Here is a 15,801-nt window from a genome sequence, read left to right as displayed (position 1 = left end):
AAACTCAGAAAAAACAAAAAAACCGCCAGATAAAAAAGATCCAATTTACCTTCCCTGGGTACATCTCGGCACCACACAAATATAATATTCACCTGATAAATGGCTTTTCATAACTCATAAACCATAGTGCGTTATGAGCCAAAAAAAGCAGGATTCACTCCTGCTTATCGATAAGAAATAATTAGAAAACCCCTAGTAGACTCGCCCACCACCATGTAGCATTCTAACCAGATCTCGAAATAGAAGAGAGCATCAGGGTAACAAAAAATAAGCAATAGACCATCCCTAATCAAGGTTAGGAATACTCTTCCCTTCAGGATACCCTCTGTAAATTAGGTAAAGCATTAAGATTACTTTTTCATTGAATGGATACCACAATTGTAGCGCTCCCTTGAAAATCCCCCACTTCACCAGAGTAATTAGCCAGCGTTGAGATCAGATTGACTTTCGTACCGGCCGGCCCGGCATCAATAAGGGCACCTTTTGAAAAGGGTCGCCCGTTGATCGTTACGATGCTACGGAAGTTACTGGCTTTACTCAGGCGAATAAAGTCAGTGGCATTCGCTTCTGCTGCGACAATACGCACCGGAAAAGTTTCATTGCACCAAACGGTAATCTGTGCCGAAGCCTGACTGCCGTTAACTTTGTCTGGCGCAACCAATCCATGTCGAATCTCTACTTGGGGTTCGCGAATATTACACTGAGTAGGGAGCACAACAGGCGCATCACAAGTAGCATAGCCGTCTGCATCTATGGTGCCGCCAGGAATTGAGCCTTGTATCACTGCATGGTCAGAGTATTGCAAGTAAGTACACAGTCCCCAACCGCTAGTTGAGTTAACGATATATCGAGGCGAATTCGGTCCGACCCACCCCTTTTGTTGAGCCCTCTGAGCCAATTCGCCAAGCGTCTTGCTGTCTCTAATCCAGCCGTCCCCGAAGTCACCAAATACCTTAACATCATAGCCCCCTCCCGACCAAGGCAAACGATACCGCAGATGGAGCGCGCAGCTGGTACAACCGTACATAGGGTTAGGCCTGAGATCATTGGTATCCCATTGCTTAATATAAACGCTCCAGATCCCCTGAACCGCCGGCCCCTGCCCTGGCGTGAGTGTGGGTATAAGCTCCACTTCTGCCGCCGTTTTCCAATCAGCTACGGCGCTGATTGGAAAAAAGAGCAAGGCTGCCACTTTCAGCGCCAGTATAAATCGCAACTTAATGCTGTCCTTTAACATCATCGTGCTCCAATATCAAAAACCAACCACCCCATGCGGTTATTAACAAGTTATCTCAGATCGGTACTATTTCCCAATGCCCAACCACAAATTGAAAGAGCCGCGGATGAAAAACAGAAATGAAAAATATCAACTTTCAGTATATTCATCACTATGAAGCAATAACCAATAAATAAACTCATGATGCCGAGTTAACATTAACTTTCTCATTATCGAGCGTTTATGGCTATGAATCGTCTTGACGCTTAACCCCAGCAACCTGGCAGTATGGGATTGATCGAATCCATTACGAAGATAACCGACCACCTGCCGCTCTCTGCCGGTTAAGATTTGCCGCTTAGCGGTAGCCGGGAACGCAGAACCGGACAATGCTTCAGACAATAACTCAAACAGCTTGCTCTGATTATCTGTTCGGTACAGCACGCCAGAGATCCCCCTCGCAGCTAAAACAGGCCGTTCCTTAACGGTAAGGATAAACGGTGCGCCTGAAAGATTCGCCCTGCGCCAGCGCTGCGCACGCCGCAGAGAAGAAGCAACAACCATGTCGGTATGCCCCTCACCGTCCGGTGATAAAAAATTGACGGATTTATTGCGATTCTGCGCATACTTTTCAATACTGAGTCGAAGCCCCTCAGCAAAATAGCGATTCTCATCATCTATTACGATATTAAATGTTCCCATGCAACACCTCTTGTCGGCCAGGATAACTTTATTCCATACAGAATTGGCATTCTGCTCGGCCTGTTTTAAAGTTTTCCACCGGATATATTACGATAGTTATTCTACTCGTATCGCTTACAGTCTATTATTCGTAATCAAGTAAAAATGTAGCCGTACTGACAAATTCTCCTCTGGCGATACTCTTGTTTTTAATAGCCTCAGGCTCACCACGCACATAAGCTTTAAGCGTAATTCTATTGCTCCCTTCCTGTAGTCGCAGTTTCCCCGAAGGCTGATTCAAGGGTAATAGCTCACCTGAAACATTCTCCAGGCCAATGGCGATGCCGCTCGCACCACCGCTACTGATAGCCAGCAACCCCGGCAGCGCAACGCTTTCCGTACCGCTGAAGGAAACGCTTACCGTTTCGCCAAGGCTGAGATCGCACTCCGTCAGCTGTATGGAAAACTCTTTCCCCGCCGTACGCTGATTGAGATAAAGATATTTATCAATCACCGTGCCAAAATCCAGCTCGATATTTTCCTCTCCAGGGGGAATCACGCAAGGCTCCGCCACCAGCTCACCACGGTAGTTAACCGCCACCGTAGGCGGGGCTCCCCAACCGGTGTGGCTCATACACAGCAGAGCCATCGCTAACGCTGTCTTTTTCATCCCTTCCTCCTGGTTGATATCGTATAAAAACGCTTATATCCGCGATGTGCACAGTCATAATCAAGATCGAGTGATGCCCTCTCCTCCGTCACAAATGCTCATCACCAGCCATATATTTGTCCGATTCGCCAGGCAATTAATTAAAAAATCGGAAACATTACTACTCGCAAATGCCATTCTCAGATTTACAAGCACACTGTTGCTTCGCCACATATATCTGTTCAACCAGGTCGTCACGCAGTACCGCGATAACGACGCGGCACAGAGGGAGAGATATCTCGTTACCTATCGGTCTCCAAAATATTCTAGCCTATGGACACCTAACGTATTTATAGCAGCGCCTTGTGTGGCAAGGTAAGCAGCACCTTTAAACTCCATTATAGAAATATCAGTGCTGCTGTTTCTTATGAAAGTCACGCTAAAAATATCCATACCGATTACGGTAAAGAAACAATGATCGCTTTAGAGCCCTGAAACACCCCAATACTGCCATCATACCCCATCAGCGTGGAGCTTAAGGTTAACGTCACCCCTTGGGGCGTTGCCTCAACGACTTTCCCTTCACCTAAATCCTTGCCATCTATTTTCAGTTCACTCCGGAACTGTTTCCCACCATTAAAGTAAACGCTGCCGTCTCTGTCTGCCGACATAATTCGCACCGGATATTTGGAACTGCACGTCACATGCAGCGAGGTGCTGACCGTCTGACCATTCACCTCCTCGTCGCGCAGCACGCCATGGCGCAGCTCAATCTCTTTTTCCGCCAGGTCACAATAGGAGGGATCAACCACCGGCGGAACACATTGCATCCCCCCAGGAAAACGAGCTGGCCCATAGCTTCCGTTTCCGCCAGAAATCTTCCCCCAATAGCCAAAAAAGACACATACATTTTTGTCAGGAAAGCCTTTTCGACTATAGAACTCCCTATTAAAGAATCCTGAATTAGCAAAGCTTTGCGCCAGTTCCCCCATGGTCTTGCTGGTCGTGAGTCCTGGGAAGCTCACTTCGTTCATGGGAGAACCCGTCGTCCCAGCGGCTACTACCCAAAAGGTGACGCTACATAGATAAGAGCAACCATACAGCGGATTCGGCGTGACATCGCCAATATCCCAGTAAGTGACTTTGGCAAAATACTGTTTTTCTCTGGGTGAAAATCGAATGTCAGAACTCCACCCCGCCCAAGCGCCGGAAGTATATAAGAGCAGTAATATAAAAAAACTTCTTACTACATTTAATCTGGTTAACGTGTTAACCATGATATTGAGCCTCGTTCACTGAATCTATTAAGCATATGAGGCCTGAGTCCGCTACCGAGGATATCAATTTCAGGCAACCGTAGTCACACCGGCACAAGCATCTTGTTCTCTTTCCCGCTATTTACCCTCGCGCAGTTAACAGCGGCGAACTCACTCATATTTAAGCATGAACGATGCGGAAGCATTGAACGCACCCGGCACCAGCTCCGTATTCACTTTCCGGACAGGCACCACCTGGAAATTAAGATCCATATCAGCCAGACCGTTAATCGCACCGCCGACGCCAAGATCAACAAAAGCGCCATTTTTTTGCCACTGCGCCTTAATCCCCAACCCCTTGACGTTAGTGGCCAACGCCGCCGTATCAAAACTACTGGGTTGACCGACATAGTAAATCTTATAGGCAACATCGAATTCCGCCGGGCAACTCACCTTCACCGAAAACGACTTCTTGTAACGCTCCCCATCGATTTTATTAACGCCCACCGTTTCAAAATCCACGTTTATCGGTTGCCCATCATTGAGCTCACAGGGCACATCCTCGCGTAGCGTCCCTTTGAAACTCATGTTTTCCACTGCTATCCCCTCTCGAGTAGTGATACCCAATAGGATGAGGCAAACTATGCCAAGCTTTTTCATCGTTGCCTCTCCTCTATTGATAGGCTAGCAGCAGGGTGGCGCCGGCAGTAAAGTCACCGCCGGGCAGCTTCGCATTCGCTCTTTTTACCGGAACGGCCTCTAATGGAGGAGCCTGACTACCCGAGTAGGTGAACTTCAGCCAGCTATTAATGGGCAATGGCTTCCCATCAGAACGAAACGCCACCCCGAAGTCGCTGATATTAGTCCGCAGCGCGGAAGCGTCGAACGCGGTCGCACCGCCTTGGATTTTCATCTGCATGGCATTGGACTTAATGCCCGAACATTTCAGCGTATAATCAACCGATTTCTTATAATTGTTGCCATCCACCTTGACCGTCAGGATCTCGCCGAAGTCCACTTCGATGGTTTTATTGTCGTTAATCACGCAAGACGGTGTTTCCAGTACGGTGACGCTGACCGTTACAGTGGTCGCCGCATTGGCCAATGGTGACATTCCCACACAGAGAAGACACATCGCCGCATTGCGCCAAAGGCTGCAACTACCGGCCGGGTTGAATATGTGCGCCATGCTTCTCAACTCCTTAGTCATAGCTCAGGCTAAAATCCACCGTGGCGCGATAGGCTCCGGCCGCCAGACGGGCCGCCGTGCGTTCCGGCGCCACGCTATAGCTCAAGGTATTCTGCCCCGGCGTCAGCAGCAGCGGTTCCCCGCGGCTGCCCAGCCGCACATCCTGTCCACGGCTGTCGGTAAGACGCAATCCCAACCCGGCAACACCCTGAGCCCTGACCAGCTGCGGATTATCCGCATCCTGCCCGGCGCGGAAAGTGACCGTTACCGCCGGTTGATCATTGGCCCAGGTTAAGGCGCCGGTGCGTGAATCCCGGCTGCCGGCCGGGCTGCGCAGGCAGTCTCTCAGCCGTAACTCAAAGGCTACCGGCACGCCGCGGTCACCAATATTCTGCAGGCGCCCGGTGCCGATCTCCCCCAGGCTGATAACCTGCCACGCGCTTTCCATCTCCAGCCGACAGGCGCTCTCCGTCAGCGCGCCGCGCACCTGCAGCACGCCATTGGCGCCGTCGGTGTACCAGTTATCCGCCACCTGCCCTTGCGCAGCCGGCATCAGCCACAGCATCGCCCCGAGGGTGAGAGGCACCATCAGCGCCAGCCCGCCCAAGGTGCCGTAATACCGACAGTCGTGACGCTCCGGCAGGTGTTTTCTCAGTTTCTCGCTCATCCATTGCATCTTTATTCCTCCCGATGACCCGCCGCAGCCGGTGGTGTTACGACTTGCTCTTTTCCGGCACGACCTGGCAGGCGCTGCCGCTGCAGTTAAAGCTCAGCTGCGGGCGACCGCCGTAGTCGTTGATATAGGTCAACACCGGGCCGTTACCCAACGCGCTGGCGTTGACGCCGAGCGGCGCACTGCTCTTCGGCGGCACCATCAACGGCTCGAAACCTTGCACGCCAGCCACGCCTTTCCTGGCCCCTGCGTCCACCAAAGTGACGTAATAAGGCGTCGGGTTATTCACCACATACTTATCGCCTTGCTTGCTCAGCGTCAGCTGCTCTTGCCATGGCGCGGCATTCTGCTGCGGTGCAATCGCCGACGGGCGATAGAACAGCTTGATGCGCGTCTGCAGCGCAATCTGCAGCGTATTCGGCTTGTCGCTCTTCGGCGGGATCTCACGCAGGTTGAAGTAGTAGAGCGATTCCCTGTCCTGCGGCAGCTGTTTGGTCGCCGGCAGCGCCTGGATCTTCACCTGGCTCGGCTTGCCCGGCTCCACGCGCTGCACCGGCGGCAACACGGCCAGAGGGCTCTGGATCTTGTTGCCCTTTTCGTCCTCCAGCCAGCCCTGCGCCAGGTATGGCAACTGCTTGTTCTGGTTGCTGATATTCAGGCTGACAGACTTTTCGCTGCCGTCGAAGATCACCCGGGTGCGATCCAGCGCGATAGCGGCCTGCGCCTGCGGCGCCAGCAGCGCGCCCAACAGCGCGGCGGTCAGCAATTGATGTTTGCTCATGGTAAAGTTCTTTTTCATACGTTTATCACTCTTACAGATTCAAATAGGGTGTTCGCGTTCATTACGCCTCTGGCTCATTGGCCGGCAACGCCCGGCACGGCAGCAGCAGGTTGCTCATCATGTCAGCCGGCAACGCTTGCGGCAGGCTGATGGCGCACTGCGCCGCGCCGTTCCAGTGCACGGTCATGCTTTCACCTGGCCGGATGCCGCTCAGGTAGACGCTGCCGCCGTCGTTCACAATCCCTGTATCCTGTTTGCTGGCGTTCATCACCGTGGCGCCGAACGGCGGCGTGCTGCCGTCCGCCAGCCGGATAACCGCCATCGCCTTCTCCCCGGCGAGCACATCAAACTTGCGATAACCGATTGCGCCTTCGGTCAGGGTGGCCTGCACCACCGATTTGGTGGCCTCGGCGTTATCCCCCAGTTGGTTCAGATCGATGCTGGCCTTGTTGCGGTAGTAGCTGTTAACGTCCGTCACCACCGCCTTGCCCCAGCGGTTGGTATCTACGGTGCTGCCGTAACCACGCACCGGCACCCCGGCCACGCCGCCGGTATCCAGCAGCAGCCGGGTACTGCCCGGCATGCCGATGCGGTGCAGCGCGCCGCCTTCTGCCGTTAAGGTCGCACCGCCCTGCGCGCTGAAGCCCAGCGCGCTGTAGCTGCCCTGCTGATAGCTGGCGTTGGCGCTCAACTGGGCCACATCGCCCTCACGGCTGTAATAGCCGCTGAAGTTGGCGCCGTTTCTGGCGCTGCCGACGTTCAGCTGATAGTTGCTATGCTCATCCAACCGATCGTAATACCCCACTCGCTGGCTGCTGTCGTGACGGTTTACCGTCGCGCTGTAGCTAAGGTTGGCTCCCTGGCCCCACGGCAGCGACAGCGACAGGTACATGCCGTCGTCGTTGGTGTTTTCGTACTTGTTGCGGTACCCGGTCAACGACAGGCTCAGGTTGCGGAAGCGGCCGATATCGAAATAGCGCGACAGCGTCAGGTTGTAACGGTCATTGGCCGGTCGATCCCAATAGGTCTGGTGGTCATAGTTCAGGTACAGGCTCAGGCCGATATCCCGGAACTGCTGATTAAAGGTGATGGTGTACATCTCCTTGTTGTTGCCCACTCGGCCGCCATAGTAACGCGCGTCCAAATACTCGCTCATGCTCATAAAGTCCTGCTCCGAGAAGCGGTAGCCGGCGAAGGTCACCTGGCTGTCGGTCTCGTCGAAGGTCTTCGAATAGCTCAGGCGGTATGAACCGCCGCTCAGCGTGCCGTCCTGCTGCGGCAGCCGCGCCCGCGACTGGGTGGCGTCGAACGACAGCGCGCCCAGCGCCATCAAATCGCGGCCGATACCCAGCGAAGCCGCGTTGTAGTCGCCACCGAACAGGCCGCCGCCGTACAGCGACCAACCGTTGCTCACCCCCCAGGAAAACTCGCCGGTGCCGAACAGCGGCCCATTGCTGCGATGCTGCCAGTCTGAAGGCTTGCCCGCCGCCATTTTGAAGCGCCAGGAACCGGGGCGCGTCAGGTATGGAATGCTGGCGGTGTTCATCTTGAACGCCTGCACGCTGCCGTCTTGCTCTTCCACCCGCACGTCCAGCTCGCCGGAGACCGCCTCGCTGATGTCCTGGATGCGGAACGGCCCCGCCGCCACCTGAGTCTCATAAATCACCCGCCCCTGCTGGCTGATGGTGACTTTGGCGTTGGTTTTCGCCACCCCGACCACTTCCGGGGCATAGCCGCGCAGGTTCGGCGGCAGCATGTTGTCGTCAGACACCAGACTAACGCCGGTGAAACGGAAGCTGTCGAACAGGCCGGAGTTGAGGTAGTCCTCACCCAGCGTCAGGCGCGAGCGCAACGCAGAAACGGCCCGATAGGCGTAGTAACGGCTCCAGTCCAGCCGCTGATCGGTACCCTGGCCGCTGCCGGTTTGGTGATTGAGCTGCCCCTGCCAGTCAGCGCGCAATCGCCAGGCACCGACGTTGGCGCCGGCGGTGCCGTTGCCGCTCAGGCTGTTACTCTGCTCACCGCTCCGCTCCTGGCGCTGAGTCTGGCCGTTAACGTTATAGTCAAACAGCAGGCCCGGAATGCCCTCATCCCAGCGCGACGGCGGATCCCAGTCAGGCGAGGAATATTCCAGATAGGCCTGCGGAATGCTCAAATACAGTGCCGCCGTGGCTAAATCGCCGCGCGCCTCCATGCCCTTCAGGCTGGCGATATCCAGACACTCGTCCTGATGCCACCAACGCAGTCCTTTTGATGCATCCGGTTTCAGCCCCAGCTGTTCCACCAGCGCCGGTGAAATACAGGCCTGGCTGCCCTGAGCATCGTCATCCGGCGGATAAAAACTGACGCTCTGTTCCGGCAATTCATTGTTATTAAGATGAATCACCATGGCATAGGCGCCCGGCATGATATAGCCGCTGCGTGAAAACTGGCTCAGGTCGATATTTTTTCTATCGTTCACGTCCAAAATATCGGTATTAAACTGAATGCCATCCTCGGCTTCTGCCTTTGGCGTTAAATGCGCTAACGCCAGAAATATACCGATACTTAGCGCATGAGGACGAAACAGCTTCCATGCAGGAGAAAAAAACATATCCACGACCCTGTTTATTTAATAGTATTTATCGGCAGAGCTCAGCCTCAGTAATAGTCCATTTTAAAACGCACCGCAGAATAATACTCCCCTGCCTGCAGTGGCTGATTATTAGCGACCAGCCGCATTTGGTAGTTAAGCAGCATTCTTTCTGGCAATATTTCTCGAATGGGCAATGGGTTTCCTGGGTGGGCAATATTTCCTTCTGCATCGACGATTTGCAATCCGATGCCTTTTGCCCCACCATGCATCTCAAATAACTCCCCGTCGGCATCCCCGTCAAAAGTCACCCGAAAACCACTCCAGTCCGGCAATTTACTCTCAGCCCGAGATAAAACACAGTTAATTAGCTCAATGGAGAAATAACGAGCGCCCCCGCTGCCGTCGCGAATAATATCTGCAACCGGTGTGACATCCATATCGATTAGCTGTTCCCGACTGCCGGCGGCAATAGCGCAGGCGGTATTGATAATGGCTCCTTGCATATTGACCTGTCCCCATCCTTGACTGGGGCGAGCGGCCTGAACGTTATCCGCGATTAACATTAAGGACAATAGGCAAGGAAGCATTAATTTTGCAGGAAAATAACTCATTGAATGTTCCCTATTCACAGAATTTCCACCGCTCGAATCCCGGGAAAAGCATGCGGGCAAGCCCGCATGCTGCATTATCACTGCACAACCGGACTTACTGGTAAGCCAGGGTGAAGTCAGCCACGGACTGGAAGTCACCCGGGGTGATAACAGCGGTAGAAGCCTTGTTGCCCTGCAGGTAGGCGGAGAAGCTCAGGGTGTTATTGCCATCACCCAGCGCTTGCGCTGAAGAAGCCTTACCCAGCTCGATCACCTTGCCAGAACCGTCGGTGATGGCGATGCCGGCACCTTTAGCGGTACCGGTAATGCCCAGCAGCTTAGCGTCCTCTACTGAAGCTGCGCCGGTGAAGGTGATAGCAACAGCATTATTCTTGCCAACGCCATTTGCATCACCAGCGTTCAGCTCGCAGTTTTCCAGCTTAATCTGGAAGTTTTTCGGCGTAGACTGGCCGCCGTTTTTCAGCGCTACGTTGGAAATCTGGCCCAGGTTAACGGTCTGGTCTACGGTTTCCGGGGTAATTGAGCAAGGCGCGTCAATGATTGCACCTTTAAAGGTTACGGTGCCGTGCCCCTGATCTTTTACCGCTGCGTGAGCCACAGACGTTACGCCGAAAGCCAATACTGCTGCCATCATGATTTTATTCAGTTTCATATTAAATCCCTTACATTCCTTAGTAAGAAAGAGGTACTCATTGACGTCAATTAGATCAACAATTCACTCTTGATGTTTAACGCGCCGCTTTATTGTCGAGCGCAGGTTCTTTCGCTGATACCTGCCTTTCAGCGTTCCGTATCAGTGGCAACAAATTTACCCCGCCCAGATCAAAAATAAAACGTTATGTCGCAAAAAGACAAAAACACAGGATTTATACATAAAAAACACACATTAAATAGGTTTAAACTCTAAAAAATAGAAATTAAATGACCTTATTTATTTTTTAATACTTATACACTTAGACCCGGGTTAATATAATTATATGAATAGATGGAAAAATCCTATTGACCATTAATACCAAGGATTGAAAAAACAGCACACAGGTCTCAGAATAATCTCTCGACAGGTAAGTTGACAGGTTAAAAAAATGATTTTCCATATAAATAACAACGTTCTCTATGATGAAGATGAGAACACATTGTCGCATATTGATAATGCGGCGACTAAAATAGTCTTACTTAGACCCAGCGCCAGGCTGTTATCACTGTTCATCCGTAACAATAATGTGTTATTAATGCGTGAAAGGTTGCTTAATGATGTATGGGTTGAGCATGGTCTTAAGGCCTCGAACAACAATCTAAATAACTATGTATCAGGGTTGCGCAAATCGCTGGCGCAGTTCGGCGAAGAGGCGCTTATTGTTACCTATCCGCGTCAGGGGTTTAAGTTCACCGCAGATATCATTCATGAAGTAAATAACAATGAGGAGGTAAAAAAACCGGAAAACAATCAAGAAGGAGATATTGAAGTCAGTAAGATGACTAAGAAAGAAGCGCGACATAATAGCGTCAATAGCCCATTCAGGCGCCTTCTGCTGGCATTTTTAGCCTGCCTGGTGCCGTTTGCCGCTATCGTGCTTTATCAAAACGCCACCCGTATCAGCATGTATCCTTTGGGCGACTACGACCGCTGCCAAATATACAGCATGAATTCGGGGAGCGGCCACTTATCCGAAATCAAGCGATTTATCCAGCGCGCTGGTTTTAATTGTAGAAGTAAAGCTGACGTGTATTACTATGATAACATTCGTGATGAAGCGTCGCAGAAGGGCAAAGAGCTGTTAACCTTCTGCCCGCGAGAAAAAAGCAGCCCGTGTATCTACAATTATATCGACAAAGAATAGCATTGGCATTGCAAGATGTTACCTTACCAGGCCATCTCACTCTCAGGATCCCCTTGCCCTAGCCAAGGGGATTCATCTTAGGGTGTAGCACACACAAATAACGGCGCATGGTTATCGGCAAACAAGAAATGCCGGCTATCAATTTGCTCGATACGCCAGTGTATTTGCATACCTTCCACCGGTAACCGCCGATTAAAATCCTCAAGCCTTATCGAGTCATGCGGTTTCTTGATATTTTCCTTCACCCACAGCGTATAGTTATTGCCCTGCCGCCGATAATCCATAACCAGAGTGCGTGAGATAACATAGTGATCCTTGCCATCATAGGCTCTGCCGTTCAACAATATGTTGATGCGCCGCGGGCCGTCGGGAACCACATTTATCAGAACAATGCGTCCAATGCTGCGGCCGGCAATGTTGTCAGTTACATGTTCAACCGCCCGGCACTCCGGGATTTGCGGTCTGAAAAATAAAAAGTAACCGGCAACGGCGCAGCCCCCCATAGCCAGTAACGCCGCAATCGCGTAACCATATCGTTTCATCGCTTACAGGCCCCAGCTTTCATAGAAACTCTCGCATTGCACCTTGTTATCCGCCATTTGCGACTCTGGGCAGTAATAGAAATAGGACGTTCGGGTTCTCCCGGAACCGTTTGGCGCCAGTGTTTGCGTGTCGTAGTAGAGCAGCGTCGCCGGTTCGTTGCAGTGAATCTGCGGCCGCCGCTTCAACATGTCGCGCAGATGATCCAAATCGACCTTGTTGATTGCCGGCTTATGATAAGTGGTGATAAGGCGCACGCTGCAGCTGTCGATGCGCCCCCCGTCGATCGTGCTGATCGGCTGATAACCTGCATCGCGCCACGCCCAAATACCGCTGCCCAACGCCAGAACCAGCAAAGCCGCCAGTGCGGCGGCTTTGAAACGCGTATAGCTGCGTACAGCGACGGAGCCTACCTCAGGGGGGGCGCCCACCTCCTGGCCCATATCCGGGGCCGGCTCCTCTGCGGGCGCCTGGCTGTCCGCGGTTTTGATCGTCGCGGCGGTGAACATAAAACCTTGCCGCGGCAAGGTGACGATGATCTCCTCCTCGCCAAGCGAAGAGAACGCCTTGCGTAAAATTGAAATGGTGTTGTTGAGGTTGTTACCGGAAGCGACCTGGCCATGAGCCTCCCACACCTGCGTCAACAACGTCTCTCTGGATAACACCAGATTGTTGTTTCTGACTAATGTGGAGAGCAGGCGGTTCAGCGTGGCCGTCAGCGTAATCGGCGGGATATCGTCATTCACCGAGACCAATTCCGATCTATCTTCGTGATATTTAATATTATTATTAATTATGTATCTCATAATTCCCTGCGCTACAAACCATGTCAACGCCAATTCCCCACCAAACAACATGATATTAGCACAGCAATCGCAATAAGAAAATTCTTACGAATTAAATATAAATTCATATAAAACAATAGAATAAGAACAATAAATCATAGAGAATAGCGGAACCTTGGGCGCAGCTAAGGCTCCCTGCCTTCGCTTGATGCGACAACGTTCATTGCGATATATATAAAAAAACCCGCCATAACGGCGGGCTAATTCGGTTTGAAATTTATCAAACTAAGCGAGCAATTTGCCGCTCCTGCCAACGCCCAAACAGCAACAGGCCGCATATCGCCCCGAGCAGCGCGCAGAACATGTCGGACTGGGTGTCCCACGGGTCGCCCTGGGTGCCGAGAAACTCGTCGGCGCCCTGGCCCAGCGCCAGCGCCGCCCACCATTCGATCAGCTCATACAGAGCACTGATGGCGAGCGCGATGCAGCACACCACGAAGCCCAGCATCTTGCGCCCCTGTACATAACCACCGCGCAGCAGGATTTCGCGCGCCGCCAGCGCCGGCACCAACCCCTGGAAGAAGTGCCCCAGTTTGTCGTACGGGTTACGGCCAAGACCCAGCCACTGCTGCACCTCAAACCCCAGCGGCACGCGGGCATAGCTGTACATGCCGCCGAAAATCAGGATCAGCGCGTGGAAGAAAATCAGCGTGTAGAGCAGCGGCGTCAGCGGGTAACGGCGATGGGTCAGCCACAGCAGCGGCAAAACGATCAAGACCGGCGCCACCTCCATCAGCCAGGTGGTGCGATCGTAAGGGCTGATGCCGCTGTGGATCAGCGCGGCCAGCAGCAGCAGAGTGATAACGGACAACAACAGCGGAGAGCGTGAGACGGGCATATCCAACGTTCCTTCGGGTCAATAAGGCAATCCACACTTTATACCGCAGATCGCACGGCGAAAAAAAACAGGCGGAGCGTCGCCGCTTCGCCTGTTCGGTGTGCGCTTACCCAGCGTAGGATTATTTCAGCGCGACGCGGATCACGTCATCCGGCGCGGTCGCTTCTTTCTCGCGGCTGGAAGCCTGTTTGACGCTGACGTACAGCGTCTGGCCATCCGGCGACAGCGCCAGGCTGTTCGGGTGGGTCGGCGTCTTGATGGTGTTCAGCACCTTGTAGCTCTTGGCGTCGATCACGCTCACTTCGCCCGCCTGGCGGTGGGTGACGTAAACTTCATTGCGCGCCGGGTTGAACAGCACCGCCAGCGATTCCGGCACGTCGATCTTGCTCAGGATGTTGCCGTTGCGGGTATCCACCACCAGCACCTGCGGCTGCTTGGAATCGGTGATGAAGGCACGGTGAGTGGCGGTATCCAGGCTGATGTTCAGGAAGAAATGCTCTTTAGACTCATCCAGCTTCTTGCGCGACAGCACCTTGTTGCTCTGAGTATCGATGGTCACCAGCTCGCCGTCGGCGTTGGTGACGTACAGGCGTTTGGCGGCGGCGTCCAGCGCCAGGCCGGTGCCGTACTTGCCGGTGTCGCTCACGGTGGCGCGCAGGGTCAGATCCTTGCCGTCCACCACCCACACCACGCTGGAATCCCCCAGCCCGGTGATATACAGGGTATCGCTGTCGGCATCCGCCACCAGTTCGCGCGGCGCCAGCGGCTTGACGGTTTCGGAACGCTGGCGCGCGTCCAGCACCAGGCGGCCTTTCACGTCGCCGGTCTTGGCGTCGATGGCGGTCACCGAGTTATTGACCGTGTTACCGAAGAACAGCGTGCCGGTCTTGGCGTTGACGGCGGCGCCAAACGGCTTGATGTCGTTATGGATAATTTGGGTCACGTCCAGCGTGGTCGGATCCAGACGGTAAACGATGCCGCCCTTGTCCAGCTTGCGGCTCTGCGAGGTGGCCAGGTAGAGCGCATTCTCGCTCGGGCTGTAGGCCATTTCATAGGCGCCTTTGCCGACCGGCTTGCGCAGCACTTCCGGCGCGGTTTGCGCCTGCAAGGTGTTGGAGAACAGCAGCGTAGACAGCAGCATCAGCGGAAATGCCGCGCGTTTTCCCTTGGTAATCAAAGTATTCATCAAAATCTCCTTATAAAGCCAACAGGGTGGCCGAACGGCCGCCCTCTGCTCGTGATTAAAATCAGGCTTTCTCTTCGGAAAGCAGCGCCCACCAGCTGTCGATGGTCGGGTTACGCGCCAGCGCGATAAAGTCGATGTCGCTGCGGATCTTGCGCCAGCGGGTCGCCAGTTCCATGATGCGCACCGAATCCAGGCCGTAATCGATCAGGTTTTCATCGTTGCCCATGTCTTCGCTGTCTTCGTCCAGCAGCGGCAGGATCTGCTGACGCAGCGCATCGATGCTGGCGATGCCGGCCGCCGGCAGCAGAGACGCGGTGGTCACCACCCGGCCGCAGCGGCCGGCGGTGTAGCGCAGCGCCATCAGGTGTTCGTCGCGCGAGAAGTCCGCCAGGCCGTCGGCCACCATGAACGGCTGGATGTTGCGCATGAAGGCGTCGATGGCGGTGGTCAGGCAGCCAATGTGCGCATACACACCGCAGATGATCAGCTGATCGCGGCCGGACTCCTGCAGGATCTCCTGCAGCGGCGAGCGATGGAAGGCGCTGTAGCGCCATTTCACCAGCACCGTATCGTCTTCGTCCGGCGCCAGCGCAGCGGTCACCGCCTGCTGCTCAGGGTGTTTGTTCAGACCCGGACCCCACATGTCGTTCAACAGCGCGCGATCTTCATCGCTCTGCTGGTTCGGCTGCGCGGTATAGAACACCGGGATGCCCTGCTGCTTGCAGTAGCGGCGCAGGTTGGCGATGTTCTCCACCACCTGTTTAATCAGCGCGCTGTCCTCGCCCCAGAAGTTGAGGAAATACTGCTGCATATCGTGGATCAACAGCGCGGCGCGCTGCGGCTCCACCTGCCAGGTGACTTTATTTTGCGGCAGTTCGTCCGCCGTCGGCAGCGCGTAGTCATTAAGTTTTGGAATGGCCATC

The 15,801-nt window shown here is 53.8% G+C and carries 17 protein-coding genes; 1 reads left to right on the top strand and 16 read right to left on the bottom strand.

All coding sequences use genetic code 11. From position 1 onward, the window contains the following. Window positions 1-358: 358 nt before the first annotated feature. The 11 genes from ACJ8OK_RS09895 to ACJ8OK_RS09845 all read right to left on the bottom strand — a co-directional run bounded on the left by ACJ8OK_RS09895 (window position 359) and on the right by ACJ8OK_RS09845 (window position 10,283). A complete protein-coding gene (locus ACJ8OK_RS09895) occupies window positions 359-1,237 on the bottom strand; it encodes an MrpH family fimbial adhesin (RefSeq protein WP_139792498.1) in 879 nt (292 codons plus the stop codon). A gap of 129 nt (window positions 1,238-1,366) precedes the next feature. After that, window positions 1,367-1,918 carry a helix-turn-helix transcriptional regulator gene (locus ACJ8OK_RS09890; protein WP_060558251.1) on the bottom strand — a complete coding sequence of 184 codons (552 nt, stop codon included), beginning with the start codon at window positions 1,916-1,918 and terminating at the stop codon, window positions 1,367-1,369. 124 nt (window positions 1,919-2,042) lie between these two features. Next, on the bottom strand, window positions 2,043-2,567 hold the full coding sequence (locus tag ACJ8OK_RS09885; RefSeq protein ID WP_060558248.1) for a fimbrial protein: 525 nt from the start codon (window positions 2,565-2,567) through the stop codon (window positions 2,043-2,045). A 437-nt stretch (window positions 2,568-3,004) separates the two neighbouring features. Continuing rightward, window positions 3,005-3,823 (bottom strand): MrpH family fimbial adhesin, encoded by an 819-nt coding sequence (locus ACJ8OK_RS09880; RefSeq protein WP_135637720.1) that lies wholly within the window; start codon window positions 3,821-3,823, stop codon window positions 3,005-3,007. A 150-nt stretch (window positions 3,824-3,973) separates the two neighbouring features. Further along, a complete protein-coding gene (locus tag ACJ8OK_RS09875; RefSeq protein WP_442530564.1) occupies window positions 3,974-4,462 on the bottom strand; it encodes a fimbrial protein in 489 nt (162 codons plus the stop codon). Window positions 4,463-4,475: 13 nt separating this feature from the next. Next, window positions 4,476-4,991, bottom strand: a complete 516-nt coding sequence (locus tag ACJ8OK_RS09870) for a fimbrial protein (protein ID WP_050501218.1) — start codon at window positions 4,989-4,991, stop codon at window positions 4,476-4,478. Between the two features lie 13 nt (window positions 4,992-5,004). Then, window positions 5,005-5,667, bottom strand: coding sequence for a fimbrial protein (locus tag ACJ8OK_RS09865; RefSeq protein WP_033631562.1), 663 nt, complete (start codon window positions 5,665-5,667; stop codon window positions 5,005-5,007). A 37-nt stretch (window positions 5,668-5,704) separates the two neighbouring features. After that, window positions 5,705-6,463 (bottom strand): fimbria/pilus periplasmic chaperone, encoded by a 759-nt coding sequence (locus ACJ8OK_RS09860; protein ID WP_033631561.1) that lies wholly within the window; start codon window positions 6,461-6,463, stop codon window positions 5,705-5,707. A 43-nt stretch (window positions 6,464-6,506) separates the two neighbouring features. Further along, complete coding sequence (locus ACJ8OK_RS09855; RefSeq protein WP_033631560.1) at window positions 6,507-9,038, bottom strand: outer membrane usher protein; 2,532 nt, start codon at window positions 9,036-9,038, stop codon at window positions 6,507-6,509. A gap of 47 nt (window positions 9,039-9,085) precedes the next feature. Continuing rightward, window positions 9,086-9,631: a fimbrial protein gene (locus tag ACJ8OK_RS09850; protein ID WP_033631559.1), complete on the bottom strand. Its 546-nt coding sequence runs from the start codon at window positions 9,629-9,631 to the stop codon at window positions 9,086-9,088. Window positions 9,632-9,725: 94 nt separating this feature from the next. Beyond that, entirely contained in the window at window positions 9,726-10,283 is a 558-nt protein-coding gene (locus tag ACJ8OK_RS09845) for a fimbrial protein (RefSeq protein WP_033631557.1), read from the bottom strand. A gap of 430 nt (window positions 10,284-10,713) precedes the next feature. Here ACJ8OK_RS09845 and ACJ8OK_RS09840 point away from each other — a divergent pair, with 430 nt between their 5' ends. Beyond that, on the top strand, window positions 10,714-11,469 hold the full coding sequence (locus ACJ8OK_RS09840; protein WP_033631556.1) for a winged helix-turn-helix domain-containing protein: 756 nt from the start codon (window positions 10,714-10,716) through the stop codon (window positions 11,467-11,469). 77 nt (window positions 11,470-11,546) lie between these two features. Here the strand turns inward: ACJ8OK_RS09840 and ACJ8OK_RS09835 are convergent, their stop codons facing one another. The 5 genes from ACJ8OK_RS09835 to ACJ8OK_RS09815 all read right to left on the bottom strand — a co-directional run bounded on the left by ACJ8OK_RS09835 (window position 11,547) and on the right by ACJ8OK_RS09815 (window position 15,800). Beyond that, the gene (locus ACJ8OK_RS09835) at window positions 11,547-12,011 is read right to left on the bottom strand and encodes a hypothetical protein (RefSeq protein ID WP_060558240.1); all 465 of its coding nucleotides are present in this window, start codon (window positions 12,009-12,011) and stop codon (window positions 11,547-11,549) included. Between the two features lie 3 nt (window positions 12,012-12,014). After that, entirely contained in the window at window positions 12,015-12,755 is a 741-nt protein-coding gene (locus ACJ8OK_RS09830; RefSeq protein WP_258007251.1) for a winged helix-turn-helix domain-containing protein, read from the bottom strand. A 319-nt stretch (window positions 12,756-13,074) separates the two neighbouring features. Next, window positions 13,075-13,692 (bottom strand): DUF2238 domain-containing protein, encoded by a 618-nt coding sequence (locus ACJ8OK_RS09825; RefSeq protein WP_085058473.1) that lies wholly within the window; start codon window positions 13,690-13,692, stop codon window positions 13,075-13,077. Window positions 13,693-13,813: 121 nt separating this feature from the next. Continuing rightward, window positions 13,814-14,833 carry a 7-bladed beta-propeller protein YncE gene (yncE, locus tag ACJ8OK_RS09820; protein WP_374930568.1) on the bottom strand — a complete coding sequence of 340 codons (1,020 nt, stop codon included), beginning with the start codon at window positions 14,831-14,833 and terminating at the stop codon, window positions 13,814-13,816. Between the two features lie 106 nt (window positions 14,834-14,939). Next, window positions 14,940-15,800, bottom strand: a complete 861-nt coding sequence (locus ACJ8OK_RS09815; RefSeq protein WP_016929399.1) for an isochorismatase — start codon at window positions 15,798-15,800, stop codon at window positions 14,940-14,942. Window position 15,801: the final 1 nt, after the last annotated feature.

This window comes from Serratia sp. CY71090 (genome assembly GCF_052166845.1).
In the GTDB taxonomy this organism is placed as follows: domain Bacteria; phylum Pseudomonadota; class Gammaproteobacteria; order Enterobacterales; family Enterobacteriaceae; genus Serratia; species Serratia nematodiphila.
Note: the sequence above shows the minus strand (reverse complement) of the source record. Positions and strands in the feature narration are given on the sequence as shown.

Bases quoted from the DNA above. Each gene is read 5' to 3' on its own strand.
- ACJ8OK_RS09895 (WP_139792498.1), bottom strand. From the start codon at position 1,237: ATGTTAAAGGACAGCATTAAGTTGCGATTTATACTGGCGCTGAAAGTG.
- ACJ8OK_RS09890 (WP_060558251.1), bottom strand. From the start codon at position 1,918: ATGGGAACATTTAATATCGTAATAGATGATGAGAATCGCTATTTTGCT.
- ACJ8OK_RS09885 (WP_060558248.1), bottom strand. From the start codon at position 2,567: ATGAAAAAGACAGCGTTAGCGATGGCTCTGCTGTGTATGAGCCACACC.
- ACJ8OK_RS09880 (WP_135637720.1), bottom strand. From the start codon at position 3,823: ATGGTTAACACGTTAACCAGATTAAATGTAGTAAGAAGTTTTTTTATA.
- ACJ8OK_RS09875 (WP_442530564.1), bottom strand. From the start codon at position 4,462: ATGAAAAAGCTTGGCATAGTTTGCCTCATCCTATTGGGTATCACTACT.
- ACJ8OK_RS09870 (WP_050501218.1), bottom strand. From the start codon at position 4,991: ATGGCGCACATATTCAACCCGGCCGGTAGTTGCAGCCTTTGGCGCAAT.
- ACJ8OK_RS09865 (WP_033631562.1), bottom strand. From the start codon at position 5,667: ATGCAATGGATGAGCGAGAAACTGAGAAAACACCTGCCGGAGCGTCAC.
- ACJ8OK_RS09860 (WP_033631561.1), bottom strand. From the start codon at position 6,463: ATGAAAAAGAACTTTACCATGAGCAAACATCAATTGCTGACCGCCGCG.
- ACJ8OK_RS09855 (WP_033631560.1), bottom strand. From the start codon at position 9,038: ATGTTTTTTTCTCCTGCATGGAAGCTGTTTCGTCCTCATGCGCTAAGT.
- ACJ8OK_RS09850 (WP_033631559.1), bottom strand. From the start codon at position 9,631: ATGAGTTATTTTCCTGCAAAATTAATGCTTCCTTGCCTATTGTCCTTA.
- ACJ8OK_RS09845 (WP_033631557.1), bottom strand. From the start codon at position 10,283: ATGAAACTGAATAAAATCATGATGGCAGCAGTATTGGCTTTCGGCGTA.
- ACJ8OK_RS09840 (WP_033631556.1), top strand. From the start codon at position 10,714: ATGATTTTCCATATAAATAACAACGTTCTCTATGATGAAGATGAGAAC.
- ACJ8OK_RS09835 (WP_060558240.1), bottom strand. From the start codon at position 12,011: ATGAAACGATATGGTTACGCGATTGCGGCGTTACTGGCTATGGGGGGC.
- ACJ8OK_RS09825 (WP_085058473.1), bottom strand. From the start codon at position 13,692: ATGCCCGTCTCACGCTCTCCGCTGTTGTTGTCCGTTATCACTCTGCTG.
- yncE (WP_374930568.1), bottom strand. From the start codon at position 14,833: ATGCTGCTGTCTACGCTGCTGTTCTCCAACACCTTGCAGGCGCAAACC.
- ACJ8OK_RS09815 (WP_016929399.1), bottom strand. From the start codon at position 15,800: ATGGCCATTCCAAAACTTAATGACTACGCGCTGCCGACGGCGGACGAA.